Origin of the sequence: Phenylobacterium sp. (assembly GCF_030697305.1) — a bacterium.
Taxonomy (GTDB): domain Bacteria; phylum Pseudomonadota; class Alphaproteobacteria; order Caulobacterales; family Caulobacteraceae; genus Phenylobacterium.
Window position 1 is genome coordinate 31,609 of record NZ_JAUYQL010000048.1, and the last position, 22,275, is coordinate 53,883.

A 22,275-nucleotide genomic window follows, 5' to 3' on the forward strand; every position below is an offset into this window, starting at 1 on the left:
GCAGTTCCTCCCTTTGTGGTTGTCATAATCGCCTAAGCGGCGACTGAAAGTGTTTCTCCCAGCCGCACATCTACGTGAACCGTAAGCTGCGAATAACCGCCGTCGCCATAGATGGCGCCGGTGACCGGCGCGGCCTGAGCGGGCGAGCGGCTGACCGCCACGGGGATCAGGTCGGCGGATTCGGCGAGGCCGTTGGTGGGGTCGAACTCGACCCAGCCGAGGTCCGGCAGGAACACCTCGCACCAGGCGTGGGTCGCGCCCGCGCCGCGCACCACGCTTGTCGCCGGTGAATAGAGGTAGCCGGTGACGAAGCGCGCGGCGAAGCCCAGCCGCCGAAGCGCCTCCACCATCAGCCAGGCGAAGTCGCGGCAGGTGCCCGAGCGCGTCGCCACGGTGTGGGCAGGATCCTGGGTGCCTTCCTCGACGCGCGCCGAATAGGCGAACTCGGCATGGATGGTCTGGTTCAGCCGCAGCAGGTAGTCGAGCGCCGGCTCCTCCGCCGGTCCGACCTGGGCCCGCAACCACTTCAGCAGCAGATCGTCGGAATCGAGCGTCTCTGGTTCGATGAACGGGTTGAGGATCGTGCGATCGACGTTGTCGTAGACGATGGGCGTCACCGTGCGTGGATTGTCGATGCGCAGCGGCGAGAGCGGGGCCGGGAAGCGCTCAATGACCAATTCGCTGACGATCGACAGTTGATCGGCTTCGCCCTGTGGCGTCAGCCAGCAGACGCTGTTGCCCAAGGCATCATAGGTCCAGCGCGTGCTGCCGGCGGGCGAGAACGACAGGGCGGACGCGACGATGCGCATGGCATGGCTGTCGCGCGGCCGGATCAGCAGGCGATGCGGAGCGAACCGCACCGGCTTTTCATAGGTGTAGAGGGTCTCGTGTCGGAGGGTCAGACGCGTCATGCGCTTGCGAACCCCTGGACGTTATGGAGGTTCCGCAAAGCGGGGCAGTTAAGTCGATGGACGGAACAAAATAAGAACTATACGGTCGAAACATGCCAGTTCTCGACCTTAAGCGTAAGCTTTCCATTCTCGCGGATGCGGCCAAGTACGACGCTTCCTGCGCTTCTTCCGGAACCTCTAAGCGCGACTCCCGCGGCGGGAAGGGGGTGGGGTCGACCGAAGGCATGGGCATATGCCACGCCTATGCGCCGGATGGGCGGTGCATCTCCCTGCTCAAGATCCTGCTGACCAACTACTGCATCTACGACTGCGCCTACTGCGTGAACCGGGTGTCGTCGAACGTCAAACGGGCGCGGTTCTCGGTGGATGAGGTGGTCAACCTCACCCTCGACTTCTACAAGCGTAACTACATTGAGGGGCTATTCCTGTCGTCCGGGATCATCCGCGACGCCGACTACACCATGGAGGCGATGGTCCGGGTGGCGCGCGACCTGCGCCAGGTCCACGACTTCCGCGGTTACATCCACCTGAAGCTGATCCCCGAGGCGTCGCAGGACCTTGCCGACGAGGCTGGACGTTGGGCCGACCGGCTGTCGATCAATGTCGAACTTCCGCGCGACGAAAGCCTCAAGGCCCTGGCGCCGGAGAAGGACGCCGGCGTCATCAAGCGGGCGATGGGCGGGGTTCGCCTGGGCATCGACGCGGCCGGAGAGAAGGGGCGTCGCGCCAAACCAACCGCCTTCGCGCCCGCCGGACAGTCGACCCAGATGATCGTCGGCGCCGACGCCGCCAGCGACGGCGAGATCCTGGCGCGCAGCGAGAGCCTGTACGGCGCCTACCGGCTGCGCCGCGTCTACTATTCGGCGTTCAGCCCGATCCCCGACGCGCCCGGCCGCCTGCCGCCCATGCGCCCGCCGCTGATGCGCGAGCACCGGCTGTACCAGGCTGACTGGTTGATGCGCTTCTACGGCTTCGCGCGCGAAGAGATCGTCGGTCCGGCGGAGAACCTCGAACTGGGCATGGACCCCAAGCTCGCCTGGGCGCTGAAGCATCGCGGCGATTTTCCGGTCGACGTCAATGTCGCCGAACGCGAGACCCTGCTGAGGACGCCGGGGCTGGGGGTGAAGAGCGTCGACAAGATGATCGCGCTGCGCCGTCTGAAGCGGCTGGCGTTGCACGACGTCGGCAAGCTCTGCCGCCGCATCGAGTCCGTGCGACCGTTCATCGTCGCCAGCGACTGGAGCCCGGGCGGGCTCACCGACAGCGCCGGCCTGGCGCGCAGTCTGACGCCGGCGCCGCAGCAGCTCGAGTTGTTTTGATGCCGGTGGTCAGGCTGGACTCCGAGGTGGACTTCGCCGGTTGGCGCACAGCCGCGCGGTCGCTGCGAGCGCAGGGCGTTACGCCGGACGACACGCTATGGACAGTGGATGGAGAAGGCGACCTGTTCGCTCCACCGCTGGAGGCCGCGGCTGCTACTGGCCCGGCCTTCACCGCGCCGCGCGAATTCCTGGCGCTGGCCCAGGCCGTGGTCCTGCATCGTTCGGACGACCGGTTCGCGCTGCTCTACCGCCTGCTGTGGCGATTGGCGCAGACGCCGCACCTGTTGCAGTTGACCACCGACCCGGACGTCGCCCGCGCTCGCGATTTCGCCAAGGCGGTGGAGCGCGCCGCCCACAAGATGAAAGCCTTCGTGCGCTTTCGGAAAGTCGACGAGGCTCCAGGCGAGATGGAGACCTTCGCCGCCTGGTTCGAACCCGCCCACCGGGTGACCGAACGCACCGCGCCGTTCTTCGCCAGGCGCTACGCCAACATGCGCTTTTCCATCCTGACCCCCGACGCCTGCGCGCACTGGGACGGTGATGCGCTCAGCTTCACGCCGGGCGCAGACCCCGCCGACGCGCCTGCCGACGACGCGCTGGAGGAGTTCTGGCGCACCTACTACGCCTCGATCTTCAACCCAGCGCGGCTGAAGGTTGGAGCGATGACCAAGGAGATGCCCAAGCGCTACTGGCGCAACCTGCCGGAGGCCTCGCTCATTCCGCAGCTGATCGAAGCCGCCGAGAGCCGCAGCCAGGCCATGGTCAGCGCGGGCCCCTCAGAACCCAATCGACGCATCGTGCGGGCCGCTCTGCGCGCCAGCCGTGACGCGCCCTATGACGGCGCCGCACCGACGGACCTGGTCGAATTGAACGCCCAGGTTCAGGCCTGCCGGCGTTGCTCGCTGTGGCGCGACGCGACGCAAGGGGTGTCGGGCGAAGGGCCCCGGAGCGCGCGGCTGATGTTCGTCGGCGAACAGCCGGGCGACCAGGAGGACCTGGCGGGACGACCGTTCGTGGGACCGGCGGGCCAGGTGTTCGACAGGGCGCTGGCAGAGGCAAGGGTGGAGCGCGCCGAGACCTTCGTCACCAACGCTGTGCGGCACTTCAAGCACGAGCTGCGGGGCAAGCGCCGGCTGCACAAGACGCCCGACGCCGGTGAGGTTCAGGCCTGTCGATGGTGGCTGGACAACGAACGACGGATGGTGCGCCCGCGGGTGATCGTGGCTCTGGGCGCCACGGCCGCGCTTGCGGTGCTGGGCCGCCCCACGCCGATCGGCAAGAACCGTGGCCAGGCCTTGCAATTGTCCGATCAGGGACAGGCGGTGGTGACCTACCATCCCTCGTACCTGTTGAGGCTGCCGGACGAGGACGCCAAGGCCAAGGCCTACGCGGAATTCGTCGAGGATCTGCGGTTCGCGCAGCGGCTTGCGGCCTAGGCCAGGAACCCTGCCACGGCGAAGTCCAGCATGCGGGCGAGCAGCGCCTCGACGTCGCTTTCCTGGGTCAGGCCGCCGGACAGCACGTTCAGCCGGTCGAACTCGGCAGGCTGGCTGTTGTGGATCAGGCCAAGGCAGAAATGCAGACGCCAGTAGACCTCTTCGCGCGCCAGATCCGGCCTCGCCTGCGCGAGGGCGTCGGCGAAGCGGGCCAGATAGGACACGTCGTTGCGCAACGCCTCGCGCATCGCCTCCGTGCCCTCGCCGCGGGCGCGGATGATGAACTGCAGCGACAGGCGACGGGGATGGTCGAGAGCGGACCAGTGCAACGGCGGGGCGAACAGCGCCTCCAGCACCTCGCGCGCCGGCGGCCGCCCGTCGTGGCGGGCATGGGCTTCGTGCAGCATGCGCGCGCGTTGGCGGTTCAGCTCCGCCGTGCGCCGGCGAAAGATCTCGAACAGCAGCGCGTCCTTGGAGCCGAAGTGGTAGTTGACCGCAGCAAGGTTGACGCCCGCCTCCGTGGTGATGTCGCGCACCGAGACGTTCTGGAAGCCCTGTTCGGCGAACAGCCGCTCGGCGGCGGCGAACACCGCGGCCTTGGTGGCGGCGTCCTGCGTTTCTCCGGGTTCCAACAGCCGCAGATCGATCGGGTTGTCGTTGTCGGAGGTCATTCGCTTGGTGTCGGCGAGGCGGCGGCCGGCGAAGCGTTCAGCGCGAAAGCTCGCGCATCGCCTTGTCGAGGCCATCCAACGTCAGGGGATACATCCGATCGCGGACCAGCTGGCGCATCACCTCGACGGACGGCGTATGCTCCCAATGGCGCTGGGCCGTGGGGTTCAGCCAGATCACGTGTTCGAAGGTCTGGGTCAGACGGTCCAGCCACACCGCGCCCGGCTCCTCGTTCCAGTGCTCCACCGAGCCGCCCGGATAGGTGATCTCGTAGGGGCTCATGGTCGCGTCGCCGACGAAGATCACCTTGTAGTCCTTGGGGAACCTGTGGAGCACGTCCCAGGTGGGGATCTTTTCGGCGTGGCGGCGACGGTTGTCCTTCCAAACCGACTCGTAGAGACAGTTGTGGAAGTAGTAGAACTCCATGTTCTTGAATTCGGTCCGCGCGGCCGAGAACAGCTCTTCGCAGACCTTGATGTGCGAATCCATCGAACCGCCGATGTCGAGGAACAACAGCACGCTGATCTTGTTGCGCCGCTCGGGGCGCACCTGGATGTCGAGGTAGCCCTTCTCCGCGGTGCCGCGGATCGTGCCGTCCATGTCCAGCTCGTCTTCGGACCCGTCGCGCACCCATTTACGTAGGCGGCGCAGCGCGACCTTGATGTTGCGGGTGCCGAGCTCGACCGAGTCGTCGAGGTTCTTGTATTCGCGTTTGTCCCAGACCTTCACCGCGCGGCCGTGGCGGCCCTTGTCCTGGCCGATGCGCTGGCCTTCGGGGTGGTAGCCATTGGCCCCGAACGGCGAACTGCCGTCAGGTTTGGAGCCGCCGTTGCCCTCGCCCTTTTGGCTTTCCTCGCGCATGCGCTGCTGCAGCGCCTCGATGAACTTCTCGAAGCCGCCCATAGCCTCGATCTGGGCCTTCTCCTCATCGGTGAGGAAGCTGTCGCTCATTCGCTTCAGCCATTCGGCCGGAATGTCGCCGGCGATGGTGTCGCCCATCTCTTCCATGCCGCGGAACACGCGGCCGAACACCTGGTCGAACCGATCGAGGTTCTTCTCGTCCTTCACCAGGGCGGCGCGCGACAGGAAATAGAAATCCTCGACGGATCGGTCGATCACCGCCTTGTCGAGCGCCTCGACGAGCATCAGGTATTCTTTAAGCGTCACCGGCACCTTGGCTTGGCGCAACTCGGTGAAAAACCGCATGAACATGGTCACGTCCTAGGGAAGACGAACGTTTGTTTGATCCCGAAGGATGGGGCCGCGCCAGGCGCATGTCCATAGTCGTGCGCGTGGGCGCGCAGCGCGTCAGGCTTCGATGGCCCGCAGCTTGCGCCAAACGGTCATGCGCGAAACGCCAAGCCGCCGCGCGATCTCCACAGGCCCGACGCCCGCCTCCTGCAGCGCCACGATGTCGTTGGCCGAGGCCGCGCCCCGGCGCTTGCGAAGGGCCACGGGAGCCTCGACCGCGGCGACCGCCTGCAGCGCTGCGCGCAAGGCGCGGCCGCCCTCGCCGATGCTGGAGATCTCCGGTTCGGCGACGAACAGGGTCGCGCCCTTGCTCTCAAGCCGGTCGATGACGTCGAGCGCGCTGCGCGAACAGTGGGCCAGGTGCTCGAGCCGGATCACCACCAGTTCGTCGCCCTCGCCGACGAAATCCAAAATCGAGCTGAGGACGGCTGAGTCGTCCTTGCCGGGACCGGCGGCTTCGCCAGCGCGCACGACATGACAACCCATCGCCTTCAACGCCTGGGTGTGGGCCATTGAGTGCGAGTCACGCAGTTTGACGTAGCCGATTCTGAGCATCCCTCGGGGATCCTGTCGCCTTACGGGCGGGGAAGCTCTCAAAAGGAACCCCGTTAGTCAAAGCGCAGAATGTTAAATCGCCGCAATAATCTCTGCGGTCGCCGAGCCGGCTTTCGGCGGTCCTGCTACCGACCGGCGTCCGGCGGGTCCGCGCGCGATCAACCAGCGGTTTACGCCGGGGCGCCAACGCGGCCTGAAATCCCAAAGATTCTTATAGCTTAGCTTGAACGCCCCACCTGATCGGACCGCCTAGCGTCGCGCCGGGCGATCGTTTCGGACACTGAACAACGCCGACCCCAGCGCCCGCCAGGCGCCGCACGAGGCTCCCGCCTTACGTGTTCCGCGCCAATTCGTCGCAGGTGCGGGCGCGGGCTTTCGCCGCAACGCCGGGCGAACAGCGGATCCTGGCGGCATTTCAGCGCCGATACGCTAGAAGGGGACATGACCGTCGCGCTCTATACCCACGCGGACATGTTCGACCATCGACCTGGGGCAGGCCACCCCGAGCGGCCAGAGCGGCTGCGCGCGGTGATTGACGCGCTCGACGACGCCTCCGACCTCGATCTCGAAGCTTTCGACGCGCCGCTGATCGAGGCGGCCGATCTCGCCCGCGTGCACGACCCGCGCTACGTCGAGGCGATCGTCGGGGCCGCCCCTGCGTCCGGGCGGCTGATGCTAGACGCCGACACCTTCATGTCGCCCGGCAGCCTGTCGGCGGCGCGGCGCGCGGCCGGCGCAGTGGTGGCGGCGACGCGCGCGGTCGCATCCGGCCAGGCCGAGCGGGCGTTCTGCGCGGTGCGACCCCCTGGGCACCATGCCGAGCCGGCCGTGCCCATGGGTTTCTGCATCTTCTCAAACGTCGCGGTGGCGGCGCATGCTGCGCAGGCGGCGGGTCTGAAGCGCGTGGCGGTGGTCGACTTCGACGTCCACCACGGCAATGGCACCCAGACGGCGTTCGAGGGTCGGCCGGGCCTGTTCCTCGCCTCGCTGCAACAATGGCCGTTGTGGCCGGGCAGCGGGCATCCGTCGCAGACCGCGGCCGACAACATCGCCAACGCCGTCGTCGCCCCTGGCGCGACCCGCGAGGCCTGGCGTGAAGCCTTCTCCGGTCTGATCGACCAGGTCGACGCTTTCGGCCCTGACCTGATTCTCGTCTCGGCCGGTTTCGACGCCCATGTGCGCGACCCGACCGCCGCCGAGCAGCAGCTCGAGGCGGAGGATTTCGGCTGGGCGACGCGCGCGATCATGTCAGTAGCCAGGGCGCGTTCACGCGGCCGGGTTGTCTCCTCGCTCGAGGGCGGGTACGACCTTGAGGCTCTGGGCCGCTCTGCCGTCGCGCATGTGCGGGCTCTGTCGGAGGGGTAGGACGGGAGACGGGCGCCCTGAATGGGATGCGCCCGGCGCCTTTTCAGATGAGATGGCTCACACTTTGACCGCCGAGCCGCCCGCCAACGCCGCGGCCCGACAGGGGTCGATCACCCTGATCCGTCACGGCGAGCCAGCCCTGTCGCGCAAGGTGCTGCTCAACGCCGAGGGCTACCGCAAGTTCTGGGCTCAGTACGAGGTGCTAGGCCTGCTGCCAGGCCAGACGCCGCCCGCCGAACTGGTCGGCATCGTCGCCGCGGCCGGATCGGTGATCTCCTCCACACGCCTGCGCTCTATCGAGAGCGCCCAGGCGCTGACCGGCGGCGATACGTTCGTCCGCGACCCAATGCTAATCGAAGCGCCGCTGCCTCCGCCCAGGCTGCTGGCGTTCGTCCGCCTGTCGCCGAGAATCTGGGGATTCATGGCGCGGTTCTGGTGGTGGTTCTTCAATCACCACGAGGGTGCGGAGACCCGCCGCGAGGCCGAAGGGCGCGCCGATCGCGCCGCGGCGAGGCTGATCGAGACGACCGCCTCCGGCCAGGACGTCGCGGTGATCGCCCACGGTTTCTTCAACTTCATGATCGGCCGCGCGCTGAAGCGGCGCGGTTGGAGGCTGGCGGCCAGCCAGGGCTACAAATACTGGTCGATGCGCCGCTTTCATCGCGCCTGAGGCCGCCGATCGGCGCGCCGGCGTGCGCCTGGGGCGTTGCGGGCCTTCGCCGCGCTCACTAGGAATGAAGAACGCTCAAGAGGATCCCCATGGCCGACGTCGCGGACATCGCAACCCTGTCGTTCGAGCAGGCGCTGGCCGAACTGGAACGCATCGTCGCTGAGCTGGAATCCGGCCAGGCGCCCCTGGAGCGCTCCATCGAAATGTATGAGCGCGGCGCGGCCCTGAAAGCCCACTGCGAGGAACGCCTGGCGGCCGCGCGCTTGCGCGTCGAGAAGATCGTGGTCGGCGCGCAGGGGTCCGCGCCTGGCGTCGAGCCGGCCGAGTTCAACTGATGGCGTCGGTGAAGCAGCGGGTCGCCGAAGCCGCCGATCTGGTCACCGTCGCCCTCGACGAGCTGCTGCCGCGCGCGGATGGTCCGGAATCGCGGCTGACCGAGGCGATGCGCTATGCGGCGCTGGGGGCCGGCAAGCGGTTGCGCCCGTTCTTCTCCATCGAGACCGGAAAGATGTTCGAGCTGGACGCACGCTCTGTGCTGCGGGCCGCCTGCGCACTGGAGTGCGTGCACGCCTACAGCATGATCCACGACGATCTGCCGGCCATGGATGACGACGATCTGCGCCACGGCCAGCCGACGGTGCACCGCGCCTATGACGAGGCCACCGCCATCCTCGCCGGCGACGCGCTGCAAAGCGCCGCTTTCGAGATCCTCGCCCACCCCGACACTCACAGCGACGGGGCGGTGCGCGCAGAGATGGTCGTGCGCCTCGCCCAGGCCGCCGGCGCGCGGGGCATGTGCGGCGGCCAGATGATCGACCTGCTGGGCGTCCGTGACGACCTCGGCACGGTGGCGCGCATGCAACGGCTGAAGACCGGGGCGCTGATCGCCTGCGCGTTTGAGCTCCCCCTGGTGATGGCGCGGGCAGGAGAGGGCGAGCGGCACGCGCTGATGGGCTTCGCCCAGGACCTCGGGCTCGCCTATCAGATCGTCGATGATCTTCTCGACCTGGAAGGTCAGGAAGCCGACCTGGGCAAGCGCACCGGCAAGGACGCCGCCAAGGGCAAGGTCAACTACGTCACCCTGTTGGGCGCGGAAGCCGCTCGTGACCGCCTTGCGTTATTGACCGAACAGACCAAGGCCCACCTCGATCCCTTCCGCGAACGGGCCGAATTCCTGCGGGAAGCGGTTGATTTCGTGTTAGAGCGCCGCAACTGAATCAAAAGCCGGTTTGCCTCCCGCCCATGGCTCCAGTGACACCCCTGCTCGACACCGTGGCGACGCCTGCGGACACCCGCGCCTTCTCCGTGGCGCAACTTCGCCAACTCGCTGACGAGGTGCGCGCCGAGACCATCGACGCGGTCTCTCAGACCGGCGGGCACCTGGGCGCGGGCCTTGGCGTGGTCGAGCTGACCGTGGCGCTGCACCACGTGTTCGAGACGCCCCGCGACATCCTTATCTGGGACGTCGGCCATCAGGCCTATCCGCACAAGATCCTCACCGGGCGGCGTGACCGCATGCACACCCTGCGTCAGGCGGGGGGGCTTTCGGGCTTCACCCGGCGCGTGGAGAGCGAATACGACCCGTTCGGCGCGGCGCACGCGGCGACCTCGATCTCCGCGGCGCTCGGCTTCTGCGCGGCGCGCGACCGCGAAGGCCGCGACAACAAGGTTGTGGCGGTGATCGGCGACGGCTCGATGAGCGCCGGCATGGCCTATGAGGCGATGAACAACGCCGCGGAGACCACCAAGCAACTGATCGTGGTGCTGAACGACAACGACATGTCGATCGCCCCGCCGGTCGGCGGCATGAGCGCCTATATGGCGAGGCTGGTGTCCGGCGGCGGCTATCGTTCGATCCGCAAGCTCGGCAAGTCGGTCGCCGGCGCCCTGCCCAAGCCGCTGAAGGAGGCGGCCCGCAAGGCCGAGGAATACGCCCGCGGCATGGTCACCGGCGGCACCTTCTTCGAGGAGCTCGGCTTCTTTTACGTGGGCCCGATCGACGGCCACGACATGGACGCGCTGGTCCATGTGCTGAAGAACGCGCGCGAGATCGCCGACCGCCCGGTGCTGGTCCATGTGGTCACCCAGAAAGGCAAGGGCTACGCGCCGGCCGAGAGCGCTGAGGACAAGCACCACGCGGTGGCCCGTTTCGACGTGGTCACCGGCCAGCAGGCCCGCGGCCAGGCGACGGCGCCCAGTTACACCAAGGTGTTCGCCCAGGAACTGATCAAGCAGGCCGAGCGCGACCCGAAGATCGTGGCGATCACTGCGGCCATGCCCTCGGGCACCGGGCTCGACCTGTTCGGCCAGCGCTTTCCCGAGCGCACATTCGACGTCGGCATCGCCGAGCAACACGCGGTGACCTTCGCCGCCGGTTTGGCCGCCGACGGCATGAAGCCGTTCGCGGCGATCTATTCGACCTTCCTGCAGCGCGGTTACGATCAGGTGGTCCACGACGTGGCGATCCAGCGCCTGCCGGTGCGTTTCGCCATGGACCGTGCAGGGCTCGTGGGCGCGGACGGGCCGACGCACGCGGGCTCCTTCGACATCGGCTTCATGGGCGCGCTGCCCGGCATGGTGCTGATGGCCGCCGCCGACGAGGCGGAGCTGGCCCGCATGGTCGCCACGGCGGTCGCCATCGACGACCGGCCGAGCGCCTTCCGCTATCCGCGCGGCGAAGGTCTGGGCGTCGCCATGCCCGACATCGCCGAGCCGCTGGAGATCGGTCGCGGGCGTATCGTGCGCGAAGGAACGGCGGTGGCCATCCTTTCGTTCGGCGCCCGCCTGGGTGAGACCTTGAAGGCGGCCGATATGCTGGCCGCGCGCGGGCTGTCGGCCACGGTCGCCGACGCACGCTTCGCCAAGCCGCTGGATGTTGACCTGATCCTGCGCCTGGCCCGGGAGCACGAGGCCTTGATCACCGTCGAGGAAGGCGCGATGGGCGGCTTCGGGGCCTTCGTGCTGCAGGCGCTGGCCACGCATGGCGCTCTGGATCGCGGCTTGCGGGTCCGCACTTTGGTTCTGCCGGACGTCTTCCAGGAACACGACAAGCCGGAGGTGATGTACGCCGAGGCCGGCCTCGACGCCGAAGGCATCGTGGCTACCGCACTGGTCGCGCTAGGTATCGACAACGTCGCCGCGGCGGGACGTCGGGCTTAGGGACTTCCCGCGTCCTTCTGCCTTGCGCGAGCAGTGGCTGCGAAAGGGTCGGTGAAGGGGTCTCTAGAGCTCAGAGTTTCCGAAGCGGCAAGCTAGCCGCAGACGGCTTTCGACCCCTCATCCGGCTTGCATCCGCAGGCCACCTTCTCCCGCAAGGAAAGAAGGGGCCGCGGAGCGCATCTAGTTCGCTTTGGGCTTGGCCATCTCGGCCATCAGCTCTTGCTTGCGGGCCTTCATGCGTTCGCCCATGGCGTCGAGATCCTCGTCGCCCTTCTTGGCCTGGGCGAAGATGCCGCCCGGCTGTTCCTCTTCCTTGACGTGGTGCTTGATGTACTCGCCGAGCACCTTGACCTTGGCGTCGTAGTACTCGTCGGACGGCTTCATCGCCTCGATCTCGGCGATCAGCTTTTTGGCGCCGTCGTGCTCGACGTAGGCCTCGTCCAGCATGTCGTCTTCGACCGCGCCGCGTTCCTCGGGGTAGAAGATCTCTTCCTCGATGCGCGTGTGCACTTTCAGGGCCAGCGCGATCTTGTTGAACAACGCCAGCTTTTCGGCGTCGGCCTCAAGCTGTTCGTACTCGTCGAACCAGGCGTCGACCTCGCGGTGGTCGGCCTTCAGCAGGGTGATGGCCAGCGGGTCGCGCTGACCGGTCCGGCGCGTGCGGCGCGCGGTCGTCTTCGCGGCTTTAGTCTTGGCGGTGGTGGCGGAAGTCGCCATGGATAGTGCCTCCCTCGGCAGATGCTTGCATGCGCCCCGTGGCGCGTAAGCCTTGCAAACACCCGCCTGCGGAGGCGGTTCCGTAGGTCCTCAGAAGGGCGTGAAACGCTCGACGAGCGACTGGCCTGCGGGCGTTTTCTGCACCCGGCTGATGTCGCCACGACCACCGTAGCTGATCCGCGCTTCGGCGATCTGGGTGTGGCGGATGGTGTTGGACGAGGTGATGTCCTCAGGTCGCACGATGCCGGCCACGGTGAGCTGGCGCAGCTCTGCGTTGGTGCGCACTTCCTGGGTGCCTTGGATCACCATGTTGCCGTTGGGCAGCACCGCGCTGACAACCGCGGCGATGGTCAGGCTGATCTTCTCCGAGCGCGTCACCGCGCCCGAGCCGGCGTTGGACGAGTTCGAACCCGCGCCCACCGCGTTCGCCGGATCGAATCCGCCAGGGAACACCCGGCCGAGGCTGGATTCCAGGCCGAAGAAGTTGCTGACGCCGGCGTTGACCTCGGACGTGCGCGAGCTCGAGGTGGAGTTCGACGTCTTGGCGCTGTCGTCGATATCGATCTGCACGGTCAGGATGTCGCCGACCCGGCTGGCGCGCTGGTCGATGAAGAAGGCGCGCGCACCGGCGCGCCACAGCGAGTTGGGGCCGGCGGGTGATGGGCCTGGATCGCGGGCCGAGGCCAGGATCACCTCCTGGTTCCGAGGCACCAGGGCCGCGGGATAGCCGACGGGGGCGAGTTCGGGGCCACGCACCGCCTCGGTCACGGTGGTGCAGGCGGCGAGCGGTGCGATGGCGAGGAGGGCGAGCAGGGAAAGACGCATGATGTGCCTCTAACGCAGGGCGTACTGGGGTGCGCGCTGGGCGCGGAAATCGTCAGCGGCGGGGCCGACCACGGCTTGTCCTGGACCGGTGGCGACGGCCTGGATCACCTTCTTCGACGCCGGGTTGAGGATCGAGACGGTGTCGCCGACGCCGCCTTGGGCGGTCGCCTTTCCGATCAGCGACAGGGATATGCCGCCGTTCTCGTAAGCCACGGTGACGGTGTCGCCGGCCTTGATCACCAGGGCCGCGGCGAGGTCGCGGGTGGAGACCAGGGCGCCGGCGCGCAACGGCCTGCGTGCGGCCATGCCGATCACCGCGGCCGGGTCGGCCGGCGCGCCGGCCCTGGCGGAGACGGCCTTGCCCCACACCAGGTCCTGCGGCTGTACGACGTCGCCGGCGTTGAAGTTGCGGGCGTAGGTCAGCACATCGACGCCGCCTTTGGCCGCCGACGACTGCGCGGTCGCGCCGGAGCGCACGACGATGCGTCGGTAGCCCTCGGCGTTGGCCCAGTCGAGGCCGGCGCGACGGGCGGCGCCTTGCACGGCGAAGGCGTCGAGCGTCACCGAGGCGCCCGGCTTGCCGGCCACGGGCGTCTTGGCCGCGGCGCCCGCGCCCTCGAACAGTTCGCCCAGGGTGACGACGCCGTCGTCGTCGAGTGGGTCGGTGCGCAGGCTGACCGCCTGGCCGGCGAAGGCCTGGCCGGCGACCAACGCGAGCGCTGCGGTGAGGATAAGAGCGCGGGTCATCTATTTGATCTGGCTCGAAACCGACAGCATCTCGTCGGCGGTGGAGATCACCTTGGAATTCATCTCGTAAGCCCGCTGGGCGATGATCAGGGCGCTGATCTCGGACACGGAATCGACGTTTGAGGCCTCGGTATAACCCTGCAGCAGAGTGCCGATGCCGGCGGTCCCGGGCGATCCGGTAGTGGCCGGACCGGACGCGGCCGTCTCATGGAACAGGTTGTCGCCCAGGGCGTCGAGGCCGGCTTCATTGACGAAGGTCGCCAGCTCGATCTGGCCGACCACCTGGGGCGCGGTCTGCCCTGCCTGGATGGCCTGGACCTGTCCATCCTTGGAGATCGACACGGCGGTCGCGTCCGATGGCACGGTGATGGCCGGCTCGATCAGATAGCCGTCCTCGGTGACGAGCTGTCCCTGGTCGTTGGTCGAGAGGTTGCCGGCGCGGGTGTAGGCGATCTCACCGGACGGCATCTGCACCTGCAGGAAGCCGCGGCCATTGATCGCCAGGTCGTACTGGTTGTCGGTGCGGGTCATCGAACCCTGGGTGGTGATCCGGTAGACCGAGCCGGCCTTCACGCCGCCGCCCACCTGCACGCCGGTCGGCACGATGGTGCCCTGGTCCGACGACTGCGCGCCCGGCGTCTCCAGCGTCTGGTACAGCAGGTCCTGGAACTCGGCCCGCTGACGCTTGAAGCCGATCGTATTCATGTTGGCGATGTTGTTCGAGATGACCTCGACGTTCAGTTGCTGGGCGGCCATGCCCGTGGCTGCGGTGCGAAGAGCCTGCATGAACTTTGACTTTCCTTACTGGATCCGGCCCATCCGCTCGACCGAGCGGCGGGACAGTTCGGCTTCGTTCTCCATCATCCGGGTGATGGACTCATAGGCGCGGCTGATCTCGATCAGCCGGTTCATCTCGATGACGGGTTTGACGTTGGAGGCTTCGAGCATGCCCTGGCGCACCTTGGCGTCAGTCGCCGCCTGGGGCTGGAGGTTCGAGTTGTTCTTCAGCAGGTTGTCGCCGACCTTCTCAAGCACCGAGAGGTCGTCGAAGGACACCGCGCCGACCTTGCCGACGCGCTCGGCGCCCTGGCTCATCGCGCCGTCGGAGGCGATGGTCATCAGGCCCTTCTGCGGATCGACGACGATCTCGCCGCCGCCTTCGTCCAACAGGGCGTCGCCCTGCTGGGTGACGATGCGTCCGCGGTCGTCGAGCATGAAGCGGCCGTCGCGGGTGTAGCGTTCGCCGTCGGCCGTGGAGATCTTGAAGAAGCCGCGGCCTTCGATCGCCAGGTCAAAACTGCCGCCCGTCTGGCGCAGCGAGCCCTGGGTGAAATCGCGCGCCACGCCGTCGGCCATGACGAATTTCACCGGCCGCGGCCCTTGGGCGGTGACCGCCGGGGCGCGGGGCTCGGTCTTGGCCATCAGGCTCTCCACCTTGAAGCCGGTGGTGTCCATGTTGGCGATGTTGTTGGCGGTGATGTCGAGCTCGCGTCGCAGCAGCATCTGCCGCGAGAGTCCGACATAGAGCGCGTTGTCCATCGTTAGGCCTGGCTGAGGGTAAGCTGCGACACTTTCACAAGTCGAACGCCTGCAACCTTCGGGCCAACCCGAAAGATCAATGAAAACAGTCTGAAAGAAGGTTAATTCGCGCCGCTCGGCCGAATTTGCCGGGCAAGTCAGGGCGCACGTTAACGTCCGTTAAAAACCGATCCTTAACCAAGCAGGGTCGATTGGGGAGGAGCCAAGAATCTAAGGAACGCGCGCGTGGCCAAGGACAAGGTCAAGGAAGCCCCGGAAGAGGCCGCCCCCGAGGGGGAGGACGGCGAGGCTGCGCCTGGCAAAAAGAAGCTGCCGCTGAAGATGCTGATCATCGCCGGCGCGGCCGCCCTGGTGGTGCTGGGCGGCGGGGGCACGGCGGCGTTCGTATTCCTCAAGCCCAAGCCCGACGCGGCCCATGCCGAGGACGCGAAGAAGCACGGCAAGGACAAGAAAAAAGACAAAGAGAAGGGCGGCCACGGCGAGAAGAAGGGCGAGGGCGGCGGCGCGGAGGTCAAGGAAGGCCCCGACGGCGTGCTGTTCTACACCCTGCCCGACGTGGTGGTGAACATGCAGACCGCCGAGGGGCGGCCCACGTTCCTGAAGCTCAAGCTGACCCTGGAGCTCCCCGACCAGGAAACCGTCGACGAACTCGATCCGAACATGCCGAGGCTGCAGGACATGTTCCAGACCTTCCTGCGCGAGCTGCGGCCCGAGGACCTGTCGGGCAGCCAGGGCAGCTACCAGCTGCGCATGGAGATCCTGCGCCGCGTCAATCTGGTGATCGCGCCCGGCAAGGCGAACGCCGTGCTCATCGAGGAGATGCTGATCAACTAGGGGCCCGAAAGGGCGCCTGGGCGGCGAACACGCATGGCCGAGAACACCGACATCGACGACGCCGACATCACCACAGCCGACGGTGCGGAGCCGAGCGCGTGGGAGAACGCCGAAGCCGACGACAACGGCGCGGGCGAGCGCATCCTGAACCAGGACGAGATCGACAGCCTGCTGGGCTTCGACCTGTCCGACGACGAAGCGGCCGAGCGTACAGGTATCCGGGCGATCATCAATTCGGCGCTGGTCTCGTACGAACGCCTGCCGATGCTGGAGATCGTCTTCGACCGCCTGGTGCGGTACATGACGACGTCCTTGCGCAACTTCACCTCCGATAACGTCGAGGTGAGCCTCGACAATATCTCGTCGATCCGCTTCGGCGACTACCTCAACTCCATCCCGCTGCCGGCCATCCTCTCAGTGTTCAAAGCCGAGGAGCTGGAAAACTACGGTCTGCTGACCGTGGATTCGAACCTGATCTATTCGATCGTCGATGTGCTGTTGGGCGGGCGCCGCGGCACCGCCGCCATGCGCATCGAGGGCCGCCCCTACACCACCATCGAACGCGTGCTGGTGCAGCGGATGGTCGAGGTGGTGCTGGCCGACGCGCGCGCCGCCTTCGAGCCGCTGACGCCTGTGAACTTCACTCTCGACCGGCTGGAGACCAACCCGCGCTTCGCCGCCATCGCCCGGCCGGCCAACGCCGCCATCCTGGTCAAGCTGCGTATCGACATGGAAGACCGCGGCGGACGCATCGAGCTGCTGCTGCCGTATGCGACGCTCGAACCGATCCGCAAGATGCTGCTGCAGCAGTTCATGGGCGAGAAGTTCGGGCGCGACAACATCTGGGAAGGCCACCTGGCCACCGAGCTGTGGTCGACCAAACTCGAGGTCCGCGCCGTGCTGGACGAAAAGCAGATCAGCCTCAAGGAAGTGCTGAACCTGCAGGTTGGCCAGACCGTCTTGCTGAACGCCACTCCCGACAGCCTGATCGAGCTGCGCGCAGGCTCCGTGCCGCTGACGCATGGCCGCATGGGCCGCCGCAACCAGAGCATCGCCATCCGCGTCGAGGCGCCGCTGACGTCCAGCGCGCGTGAAGCCATCCAGAGGTCGAAATGAGCATCATCGCCATCGGACTGAACCTGCTGCTGGCCAGCCTGCTGGCTGCGAGCCTGGTGCTGGGATGGCGCCTTAACCGCCGCCTGCGCGCGCTGCGCGACAGCCAAGAGGGCTTCGCCAAGGCCGTGGCCGAACTGGATCAGGCCGCGCGCCGCGCCGAGACGGGTCTGGCCAGCCTGCGCGCCGCCACCGACGAAGCGACTGAGGCCCTGGCCGACCGGATCGACAAGGCGCGTGCGCTCACCGCCAAGCTGGAGCGCCTGACCGCCCAGGCGCCGCAGGGCGCGCCCGCGCGCGACGAGACACCGCTGGAACTCAACATCGCCGTCGAACGCAGCAGCGAGGGCCGTTTGGGCGCGCTCCTGTCGGCGGCCCGGCAGGGCAAACCCCGGCTGGCTCGTGTCGCCGACCTGCCGATCAGCCGCGAGCAGGCGCTGGCCCGCGGGGTCGCCCAGCTCGACGACGACCTGTTCGAACCCGCAAGTAGCCGCAGCCCCCTGCGAGGCCGTCAATGAAGCCCATTCCCCGCATCCTGCCGCTGGCCGGCATCGCGATAGGCGGCGTGCTGGCCATCAACGCGCTTTCGGGCGCGCGCGACCTGCCGGACCTTCTGAGCGGCGCCAAGGCGTTCGCCGAGCAGGCCGCCAAACCCGAGAAGGGCGCCAAGGCCGATCCGAAGGCGAAGGCCGAGGCGGCCGACGCGGCTGCGGACGCCGCCAAGGATGTCGCGGCCAAGGCGGCCTTGCCGCCGGCGAGCATCAAGCCTGGGGCGGTCTGCGCGCCCACCGCGGCCGAACTCGCCAAGGAAGCCGGACTGTCGCCCGCCGAGCTGCAGGTGCTGCAGAGCCTGGGCGCGCGTCGCGGCCAGCTCGACAGCCGCGAGCAGCAGCTCGATGTGCAACTCGCCCTGCTGGCGGCGGCTGAGAGCAAGCTGGACGCCAAGATCAAGGCGCTGAACGGGCTGAAAGGCGACATCAACGGCCTGCTCAATCAGGCCGATACGAAGGAACAGGCCGAGATCGACCGGCTGGTGAAGGTGTTCGAGGGCATGAAGGCCAAGGACGCCGCGCCGCGCATGGTGCTGATCGACGACGCTGTGCGTCTGCCGATCGCCGCCAAGATGAAGGAGCGCGCGCTGTCGGCGATCCTCGCCCAGATGCCGCCGGCCGAGGCCAAGCGGCTGACCGAGTCCCTGGCCAAACGGTTCACCGACGCTCGCGCAAAGGCGAGCGCCGGGGTCGCCGCCGCCGCACCTGCCGCCACGCCTGCTGCGCCTCCCGCCAAGGCCGCGGCCAAGGCACCCGCGCGCAAGGCCGCCCCGCCGGCGGCCCAGGCCGCCGCCGCGCCCGCGCCCACGCCGGCGAAGGACACAGCGCCTGCCGCGTCGCCGGCGCCCAAGGCGGGCTGAGGCGATGCGGCTGCGTCAGGCTCTGCGCTCCGGCGTCGTGGCGATCTCCATCGGCGCGGTCGCCGCGCCGGCGGGCGCCGCCCCGCCGCCTGCGCGCGCCGGCGTCGAGGTCCGCGTGGCTGAGGCCAAGACCTTCTCGCGCATCGAGTTCCGGGGCGCGTCCGTCGCCGCGCGCCAGGACGGCCAGACGCTGATCCTGACCTTCAACCGTGACGCCGATCCGGACATCGCCAGGCTCAAGGTCGACCCGCCGCGTTGGGTCGAGTCCGCCCGCGCCGCGCACACCGGCGGCCGGCTGCAGATCGTCCTGACGCTGGCCAAGGACGCCGAGGCCAAGGTCGGGACCGCCGACGGCGCGACCTACGTCAACGTCTTCGAACGCAAGGCCCCCGATCCGGCCGAGCAGGCCGCGGCCGACGCTCTAGCGGCCCCGCCTGCCGATCCGGAGCCCAACCGTCCCGACCCGCTGCCGCCCGGCGGCGTGGTGAAGATGGACGCCAAGGTCGCCAACGGCCAGACGGTGCTTAGCTTCCCGTTCGCCCGGCCTGCCGGCGCGGCGGTATTCCGTCGCGGTGAGGCGGTGTGGGTGGTGTTCGACGCGCCGGCCTCGCTCGACATCGCCCAGGCGCCGCGCGGCGTGCGCGAAGCCTCGTCCATCCAGACCTATCGCGGGGCGGATTATGCCGCCCTGCGCATCACTTCGCCGACCGGCACACCGGTGTTCGCCAGCGCCCAGGGGCCGGTGTGGAGCATCGCCTTCGGGCCCGGCGCGCATGGCGAGCAGTCCCTGGTGCGTGTCACCCGCGACGAAGCCGGCGGCCCCGCCGCGCTGAAAGCGCCGCTGGCCGGGGTCACGCGGATCATCCAGTTGCCCGATCCGGGCGCCGGCGACACCCTGACCGTGGCCACCGCTCTTGGTCCTAGCAAGGGCCTGCCGTCACGCCGCGAGTACGTGCAGATGGCGCTGCTGCCGTCGATGCAGGGCTTGGCGGTGGAGTCCTACGTCGAGGACCTGATGGTCGCCCGCGACGGCGACATCCTGCGTATCGGCCGACCCCGGGGTCTGAGCCTGTCGCCCGCCTGGGCGTCGCGCCAGCACGAGGCCTCCGCCGGCCTCGGCGCGCCGCAACCCGCCGCCATGCCGGCGATGATCGGCGCCGACTGGGCCAAGACCGGCTCCGGCGGCTTCCTCGCCCGTTACAACGCCCTGCTCAGCGCGGCTACCGACGAGAGCGGGGCAGGGCGCGACGCGCCGACCGACGCACGCATGGCGCTCGCCCGCTTCCTGGTCGGCAGCGAACTGTCGTTCGAGGCGATCGGCGTGCTTAACGACGCGGCCCGCGCCAAACCCGGGTTGATGGACGACCCGGAATTCCGCGGCCTGCGCGGCATCGCCCGGGTGATGGCCCGCCGCTACAAAGAGGCCCAGGCCGACTTCTCCTCGCCGGTGCTGGCCGACGATCCGTCTAGCGGCCTTTGGCGCGCCTACGCCGCCGCCCAGCTCGCCCAGTGGCCGGAGGTGCGCCAGCAGTTCGCGGTCGGCGCCCAGGCGTTCAGCATGTTCACGCCGATGTGGAAGGCCCGGTTCGCCACCGCCGACGCCCAAGCGGCCCTGGCGCTGGGCGACCTGGACGGAGCGACGGCCCGGATCAACCTCGCGATGATGGACCCACCGGACTCGCTCGAAGTCCTGGCCACCCGCCTGGTGCAGGCCCGCGTCGTAGAGGCCCAGGGGTTCAAGGACCGGGCCTTGCGCATCTACACCGCGATCAGCCGCGCGCCGGTTGAGCAACTCTCGGCGCCGGCGCTGCTGCGCGCCACACAGATCCGCATGGAGAGCGGCAAGATCACGCCCGTGCAGGCGGCCAATGTATTCGACGGCCTGCGCTATCGCTGGCGGGGCGATGCAACCGAGCTGGAGACCATCCGCCTGCTGGGGCGGCTGTATCTCGACCAGGGACGCTACCGGGAGGCGCTGGAGGCGCTGCGTTCGGCGGGCCAGCGGCTGCCGGACCTGCCCGAGGCGCTGCAGCTGCAGGCCGACCTCGCGGCCGCCTTCCGCGCGCTGTTCCTGGAGGGAATGGCCGACGGGCTCGAGCCTGTGCAGGCGCTGGCGCTGTTCTACGACTTCAAGGAGCTGACTCCGATCGGCGCCGACGGCGACCTGATGGTGCGCAAGCTGGTGCGCAGACTGGTCGACGTCGACCTGCTGGACCAGGCGGCCGAGCTGCTGAAATACCAGGCCGACAATCGTCTGGAAGGCCCGGCGCGCTCGCAGGTGGCGACGGATCTGGCGCTCATCTACCTGATGGACCGCAAGCCCGAGCAGGCGATTCAGGCGATCAACAATTCCCGCACCACCGTGCTGCCCACCGCGCTCAACAACGAGCGGCGGCTGATTGAGGCGCGCGCCTGGAGCGCTCTGGGGCGCAATGACTCGGCCCTGGAGATCCTCGGCAAGGACGCCTCGCGCGACGCCGAAGAGCTGCGTGGCGAGATCACCTGGCGCCAGAAGAACTGGGCCGGCGCCGGCGGACTGTTCGAGAAGACCCTGGGCGATCGCTGGAAGAATTCAGAACCCCTGTCGACCGAGGACGAGGGCCGCCTGCTGCGCGCCGGCGTCGCCTACAGTTTGGCGGGCGACGACGCTTCGCTGGCGCGCATGCGCGAGCGCTATCGGGGCTTCTATGATCAGGCGCGCAATCCCGAGGCGCTGCGCGTGGCGCTGTCGGGCGTGGGCGACGGCCCGCTCAGCGTCGGAGACTTCGGCCGGATCACCGCCGACAACGAAGCCTTCGCCGGCTGGGTCGACAAGATGAAGCAGCGTTTCAAGCAGGCCCCGGCCAAGCTCCCCGCCGCTCCGGCGAAGCAGGCCCAGGCCGCTGCTCCGGCTCCGGCGAAGGGGTAGTCGGCTTCCCTCAACACCGCTCATCCCGGCGAAAGTCGGGACCCAAGCGGGCTGTCGGCGCACAAATCGTGACTCAGCTTGGGCCCCGGCTTTCGCCGGGGTGAGCGGGGTGAGGGCTCAACCCCCGCCCGCGCCGCGCTGGAAGCTTTCCACCAGGCTGCCGCAGACCAGACGCCATCCGTCCACCAGGACGAAGAAGATCAGCTTGAACGGCAGGGACACCACCACGGGGGGCAGCATCATCATGCCCATGCTCATCAGCACGCTCGCCACCACCAGGTCGATCACCAGGAACGGCACGAACAGCAGGAAACCGATCTCGAACGCGCGCTTCAGCTCCGAGATCATGAACGCCGGCGTCACCACCTGGATCGGGGTGTCGGCGATGGTGCGGGGCCGTTCGATCTTCGACAGCCGCACGAACAGCGCCAGATCCTCACGGTCCACCTGACTCAGCATGAAGGTCTTCACCGGCGCGCCGGCGGCGTCGAAGGCGGCGGGCAGCTCCATCTGCTGGTCCAGCAGCGGCTTGATCCCGTCGTCGTAGGAGCGCTGAAGGGTCGGGCCCATGACGATGGCGGTGAGGAACAGCGCCAGGCTGATGATCACCGCGTTGGGCGGGCTCTGCTGCAGGCCCAGCGCCGTGCGAAGCAGCGACAGAACCACCACGATGCGCACGAACGAGGTGGTCATGATGACGATCGACGGCGCCAGCGACAGCACCGTCATCAACCCGATGAGCTGGACGACGCGCTCGGTCAGTCCGGCTCCGGTGCCGAGATTTATGTTCAGAGCCTGGGCGGCGGCGGCCATCGGGAAGATCAGGCTGGCCAGCGTGGTGACGGC

The 22,275-nt window shown here is 68.2% G+C and carries 22 protein-coding genes; 12 read left to right on the top strand and 10 right to left on the bottom strand.

Going from position 1 to position 22,275, the window contains the following annotated elements:
- Window positions 1-32 precede the first annotated feature (32 nt).
- Complete coding sequence (locus Q8R27_RS05815; protein ID WP_305594011.1) at window positions 33-911, bottom strand: transglutaminase family protein; 879 nt, start codon at window positions 909-911, stop codon at window positions 33-35.
- 92 nt (window positions 912-1,003) lie between these two features.
- On the opposite strand from Q8R27_RS05815, the gene Q8R27_RS05820 reads away from it, so the two are divergent.
- Window positions 1,004-2,230 carry a putative DNA modification/repair radical SAM protein gene (locus Q8R27_RS05820; protein WP_305698119.1) on the top strand — a complete coding sequence of 409 codons (1,227 nt, stop codon included), beginning with the start codon at window positions 1,004-1,006 and terminating at the stop codon, window positions 2,228-2,230.
- Window positions 2,230-3,666: a UdgX family uracil-DNA binding protein gene (locus Q8R27_RS05825; RefSeq protein ID WP_305698120.1), complete on the top strand. Its 1,437-nt coding sequence runs from the start codon at window positions 2,230-2,232 to the stop codon at window positions 3,664-3,666. The genes Q8R27_RS05820 and Q8R27_RS05825 overlap by 1 nt, the downstream gene beginning before the upstream one ends.
- On the opposite strand, the gene Q8R27_RS05830 is transcribed toward Q8R27_RS05825, so the two are convergent.
- The 3 genes from Q8R27_RS05830 to Q8R27_RS05840 all read right to left on the bottom strand — a co-directional run bounded on the left by Q8R27_RS05830 (window position 3,663) and on the right by Q8R27_RS05840 (window position 6,141).
- Complete coding sequence (locus tag Q8R27_RS05830) at window positions 3,663-4,337, bottom strand: TetR/AcrR family transcriptional regulator (RefSeq protein WP_305698121.1); 675 nt, start codon at window positions 4,335-4,337, stop codon at window positions 3,663-3,665. The genes Q8R27_RS05825 and Q8R27_RS05830 overlap by 4 nt on opposite strands.
- A 37-nt stretch (window positions 4,338-4,374) precedes the next feature.
- Entirely contained in the window at window positions 4,375-5,547 is a 1,173-nt protein-coding gene (locus Q8R27_RS05835) for a VWA domain-containing protein (protein ID WP_305698122.1), read from the bottom strand.
- Window positions 5,548-5,643: 96 nt separating this feature from the next.
- The gene (locus tag Q8R27_RS05840) at window positions 5,644-6,141 is read right to left on the bottom strand and encodes a recombinase family protein (RefSeq protein WP_305698123.1); all 498 of its coding nucleotides are present in this window, start codon (window positions 6,139-6,141) and stop codon (window positions 5,644-5,646) included.
- Window positions 6,142-6,582: 441 nt separating this feature from the next.
- On the opposite strand from Q8R27_RS05840, the gene Q8R27_RS05845 reads away from it, so the two are divergent.
- From Q8R27_RS05845 to dxs, 5 genes are all read left to right on the top strand, one after another.
- Window positions 6,583-7,506 carry a histone deacetylase family protein gene (locus tag Q8R27_RS05845; protein WP_305698124.1) on the top strand — a complete coding sequence of 308 codons (924 nt, stop codon included), beginning with the start codon at window positions 6,583-6,585 and terminating at the stop codon, window positions 7,504-7,506.
- A gap of 52 nt (window positions 7,507-7,558) precedes the next feature.
- The gene (locus Q8R27_RS05850; protein WP_305698125.1) at window positions 7,559-8,176 is read left to right on the top strand and encodes a histidine phosphatase family protein; all 618 of its coding nucleotides are present in this window, start codon (window positions 7,559-7,561) and stop codon (window positions 8,174-8,176) included.
- A gap of 89 nt (window positions 8,177-8,265) precedes the next feature.
- Window positions 8,266-8,511 (top strand): exodeoxyribonuclease VII small subunit, encoded by a 246-nt coding sequence (locus tag Q8R27_RS05855; RefSeq protein WP_305698126.1) that lies wholly within the window; start codon window positions 8,266-8,268, stop codon window positions 8,509-8,511.
- Window positions 8,511-9,392, top strand: a complete 882-nt coding sequence (locus Q8R27_RS05860) for a polyprenyl synthetase family protein (RefSeq protein WP_305698127.1) — start codon at window positions 8,511-8,513, stop codon at window positions 9,390-9,392. The genes Q8R27_RS05855 and Q8R27_RS05860 overlap by 1 nt, the downstream gene beginning before the upstream one ends.
- A gap of 26 nt (window positions 9,393-9,418) precedes the next feature.
- Window positions 9,419-11,335: a 1-deoxy-D-xylulose-5-phosphate synthase gene (gene dxs / locus Q8R27_RS05865; protein WP_305698128.1), complete on the top strand. Its 1,917-nt coding sequence runs from the start codon at window positions 9,419-9,421 to the stop codon at window positions 11,333-11,335.
- A 180-nt stretch (window positions 11,336-11,515) separates the two neighbouring features.
- Here dxs and Q8R27_RS05870 read toward each other — a convergent pair whose 3' ends face one another.
- The 5 genes from Q8R27_RS05870 to flgF all read right to left on the bottom strand — a co-directional run bounded on the left by Q8R27_RS05870 (window position 11,516) and on the right by flgF (window position 15,163).
- Window positions 11,516-12,052 (bottom strand): hemerythrin domain-containing protein, encoded by a 537-nt coding sequence (locus tag Q8R27_RS05870; RefSeq protein ID WP_305698129.1) that lies wholly within the window; start codon window positions 12,050-12,052, stop codon window positions 11,516-11,518.
- A gap of 90 nt (window positions 12,053-12,142) precedes the next feature.
- Window positions 12,143-12,877, bottom strand: coding sequence for a flagellar basal body L-ring protein FlgH (gene flgH / locus Q8R27_RS05875; RefSeq protein ID WP_305698130.1), 735 nt, complete (start codon window positions 12,875-12,877; stop codon window positions 12,143-12,145).
- A gap of 9 nt (window positions 12,878-12,886) precedes the next feature.
- On the bottom strand, window positions 12,887-13,624 hold the full coding sequence (gene flgA / locus Q8R27_RS05880; protein ID WP_305698131.1) for a flagellar basal body P-ring formation chaperone FlgA: 738 nt from the start codon (window positions 13,622-13,624) through the stop codon (window positions 12,887-12,889).
- The gene (gene flgG, locus Q8R27_RS05885; protein ID WP_305698132.1) at window positions 13,625-14,410 is read right to left on the bottom strand and encodes a flagellar basal-body rod protein FlgG; all 786 of its coding nucleotides are present in this window, start codon (window positions 14,408-14,410) and stop codon (window positions 13,625-13,627) included.
- Between the two features lie 15 nt (window positions 14,411-14,425).
- Window positions 14,426-15,163 carry a flagellar basal-body rod protein FlgF gene (flgF, locus tag Q8R27_RS05890; protein ID WP_305698133.1) on the bottom strand — a complete coding sequence of 246 codons (738 nt, stop codon included), beginning with the start codon at window positions 15,161-15,163 and terminating at the stop codon, window positions 14,426-14,428.
- A gap of 225 nt (window positions 15,164-15,388) precedes the next feature.
- On the opposite strand from flgF, the gene Q8R27_RS05895 reads away from it, so the two are divergent.
- From Q8R27_RS05895 to Q8R27_RS05915, 5 genes are read left to right on the top strand one after another with little or no spacing between them, the layout of a single operon-like run.
- Window positions 15,389-15,997 (top strand): flagellar basal body-associated FliL family protein, encoded by a 609-nt coding sequence (locus Q8R27_RS05895; RefSeq protein WP_305698134.1) that lies wholly within the window; start codon window positions 15,389-15,391, stop codon window positions 15,995-15,997.
- Window positions 15,998-16,030: 33 nt separating this feature from the next.
- A complete protein-coding gene (gene fliM, locus Q8R27_RS05900; RefSeq protein ID WP_305698135.1) occupies window positions 16,031-17,113 on the top strand; it encodes a flagellar motor switch protein FliM in 1,083 nt (360 codons plus the stop codon).
- Window positions 17,110-17,628 carry a DUF6468 domain-containing protein gene (locus tag Q8R27_RS05905; RefSeq protein WP_305698136.1) on the top strand — a complete coding sequence of 173 codons (519 nt, stop codon included), beginning with the start codon at window positions 17,110-17,112 and terminating at the stop codon, window positions 17,626-17,628. Before fliM ends, Q8R27_RS05905 begins: the two co-directional genes overlap by 4 nt.
- Window positions 17,625-18,521, top strand: coding sequence for a MotE family protein (locus Q8R27_RS05910; RefSeq protein ID WP_305698137.1), 897 nt, complete (start codon window positions 17,625-17,627; stop codon window positions 18,519-18,521). The genes Q8R27_RS05905 and Q8R27_RS05910 overlap by 4 nt, the downstream gene beginning before the upstream one ends.
- 4 nt (window positions 18,522-18,525) lie before the next feature.
- A complete protein-coding gene (locus tag Q8R27_RS05915; protein ID WP_305698138.1) occupies window positions 18,526-21,429 on the top strand; it encodes an endoglucanase in 2,904 nt (967 codons plus the stop codon).
- Between the two features lie 117 nt (window positions 21,430-21,546).
- On the opposite strand, the gene fliP is transcribed toward Q8R27_RS05915, so the two are convergent.
- The gene (gene fliP / locus Q8R27_RS05920) at window positions 21,547-22,242 is read right to left on the bottom strand and encodes a flagellar type III secretion system pore protein FliP (RefSeq protein ID WP_305698141.1); all 696 of its coding nucleotides are present in this window, start codon (window positions 22,240-22,242) and stop codon (window positions 21,547-21,549) included.
- Between the last annotated feature and the right edge of the window lie 33 nt (window positions 22,243-22,275).

Excerpts from the sequence above, each read along its gene's own strand:
- Q8R27_RS05855 (WP_305698126.1), top strand. The coding sequence starts at position 8,266 with ATGGCCGACGTCGCGGACATCGCAACCCTGTCGTTCGAGCAGGCGCTG.
- dxs (WP_305698128.1), top strand. The coding sequence starts at position 9,419 with ATGGCTCCAGTGACACCCCTGCTCGACACCGTGGCGACGCCTGCGGAC.
- fliP (WP_305698141.1), bottom strand. The coding sequence starts at position 22,242 with ATGGCCGCCGCCGCCCAGGCTCTGAACATAAATCTCGGCACCGGAGCC.
- Q8R27_RS05860 (WP_305698127.1), top strand. The coding sequence starts at position 8,511 with ATGGCGTCGGTGAAGCAGCGGGTCGCCGAAGCCGCCGATCTGGTCACC.
- Q8R27_RS05835 (WP_305698122.1), bottom strand. The coding sequence starts at position 5,547 with ATGTTCATGCGGTTTTTCACCGAGTTGCGCCAAGCCAAGGTGCCGGTG.
- Q8R27_RS05845 (WP_305698124.1), top strand. The coding sequence starts at position 6,583 with ATGACCGTCGCGCTCTATACCCACGCGGACATGTTCGACCATCGACCT.
- flgA (WP_305698131.1), bottom strand. The coding sequence starts at position 13,624 with ATGACCCGCGCTCTTATCCTCACCGCAGCGCTCGCGTTGGTCGCCGGC.
- flgF (WP_305698133.1), bottom strand. The coding sequence starts at position 15,163 with ATGGACAACGCGCTCTATGTCGGACTCTCGCGGCAGATGCTGCTGCGA.
- Q8R27_RS05830 (WP_305698121.1), bottom strand. The coding sequence starts at position 4,337 with ATGACCTCCGACAACGACAACCCGATCGATCTGCGGCTGTTGGAACCC.
- Q8R27_RS05825 (WP_305698120.1), top strand. The coding sequence starts at position 2,230 with ATGCCGGTGGTCAGGCTGGACTCCGAGGTGGACTTCGCCGGTTGGCGC.
- Q8R27_RS05915 (WP_305698138.1), top strand. The coding sequence starts at position 18,526 with ATGCGGCTGCGTCAGGCTCTGCGCTCCGGCGTCGTGGCGATCTCCATC.
- fliM (WP_305698135.1), top strand. The coding sequence starts at position 16,031 with ATGGCCGAGAACACCGACATCGACGACGCCGACATCACCACAGCCGAC.
- Q8R27_RS05905 (WP_305698136.1), top strand. The coding sequence starts at position 17,110 with ATGAGCATCATCGCCATCGGACTGAACCTGCTGCTGGCCAGCCTGCTG.
- Q8R27_RS05910 (WP_305698137.1), top strand. The coding sequence starts at position 17,625 with ATGAAGCCCATTCCCCGCATCCTGCCGCTGGCCGGCATCGCGATAGGC.
- flgH (WP_305698130.1), bottom strand. The coding sequence starts at position 12,877 with ATGCGTCTTTCCCTGCTCGCCCTCCTCGCCATCGCACCGCTCGCCGCC.
- flgG (WP_305698132.1), bottom strand. The coding sequence starts at position 14,410 with ATGCAGGCTCTTCGCACCGCAGCCACGGGCATGGCCGCCCAGCAACTG.
- Q8R27_RS05850 (WP_305698125.1), top strand. The coding sequence starts at position 7,559 with ATGGCTCACACTTTGACCGCCGAGCCGCCCGCCAACGCCGCGGCCCGA.
- Q8R27_RS05820 (WP_305698119.1), top strand. The coding sequence starts at position 1,004 with ATGCCAGTTCTCGACCTTAAGCGTAAGCTTTCCATTCTCGCGGATGCG.
- Q8R27_RS05815 (WP_305594011.1), bottom strand. The coding sequence starts at position 911 with ATGACGCGTCTGACCCTCCGACACGAGACCCTCTACACCTATGAAAAG.
- Q8R27_RS05840 (WP_305698123.1), bottom strand. The coding sequence starts at position 6,141 with ATGCTCAGAATCGGCTACGTCAAACTGCGTGACTCGCACTCAATGGCC.
- Q8R27_RS05870 (WP_305698129.1), bottom strand. The coding sequence starts at position 12,052 with ATGGCGACTTCCGCCACCACCGCCAAGACTAAAGCCGCGAAGACGACC.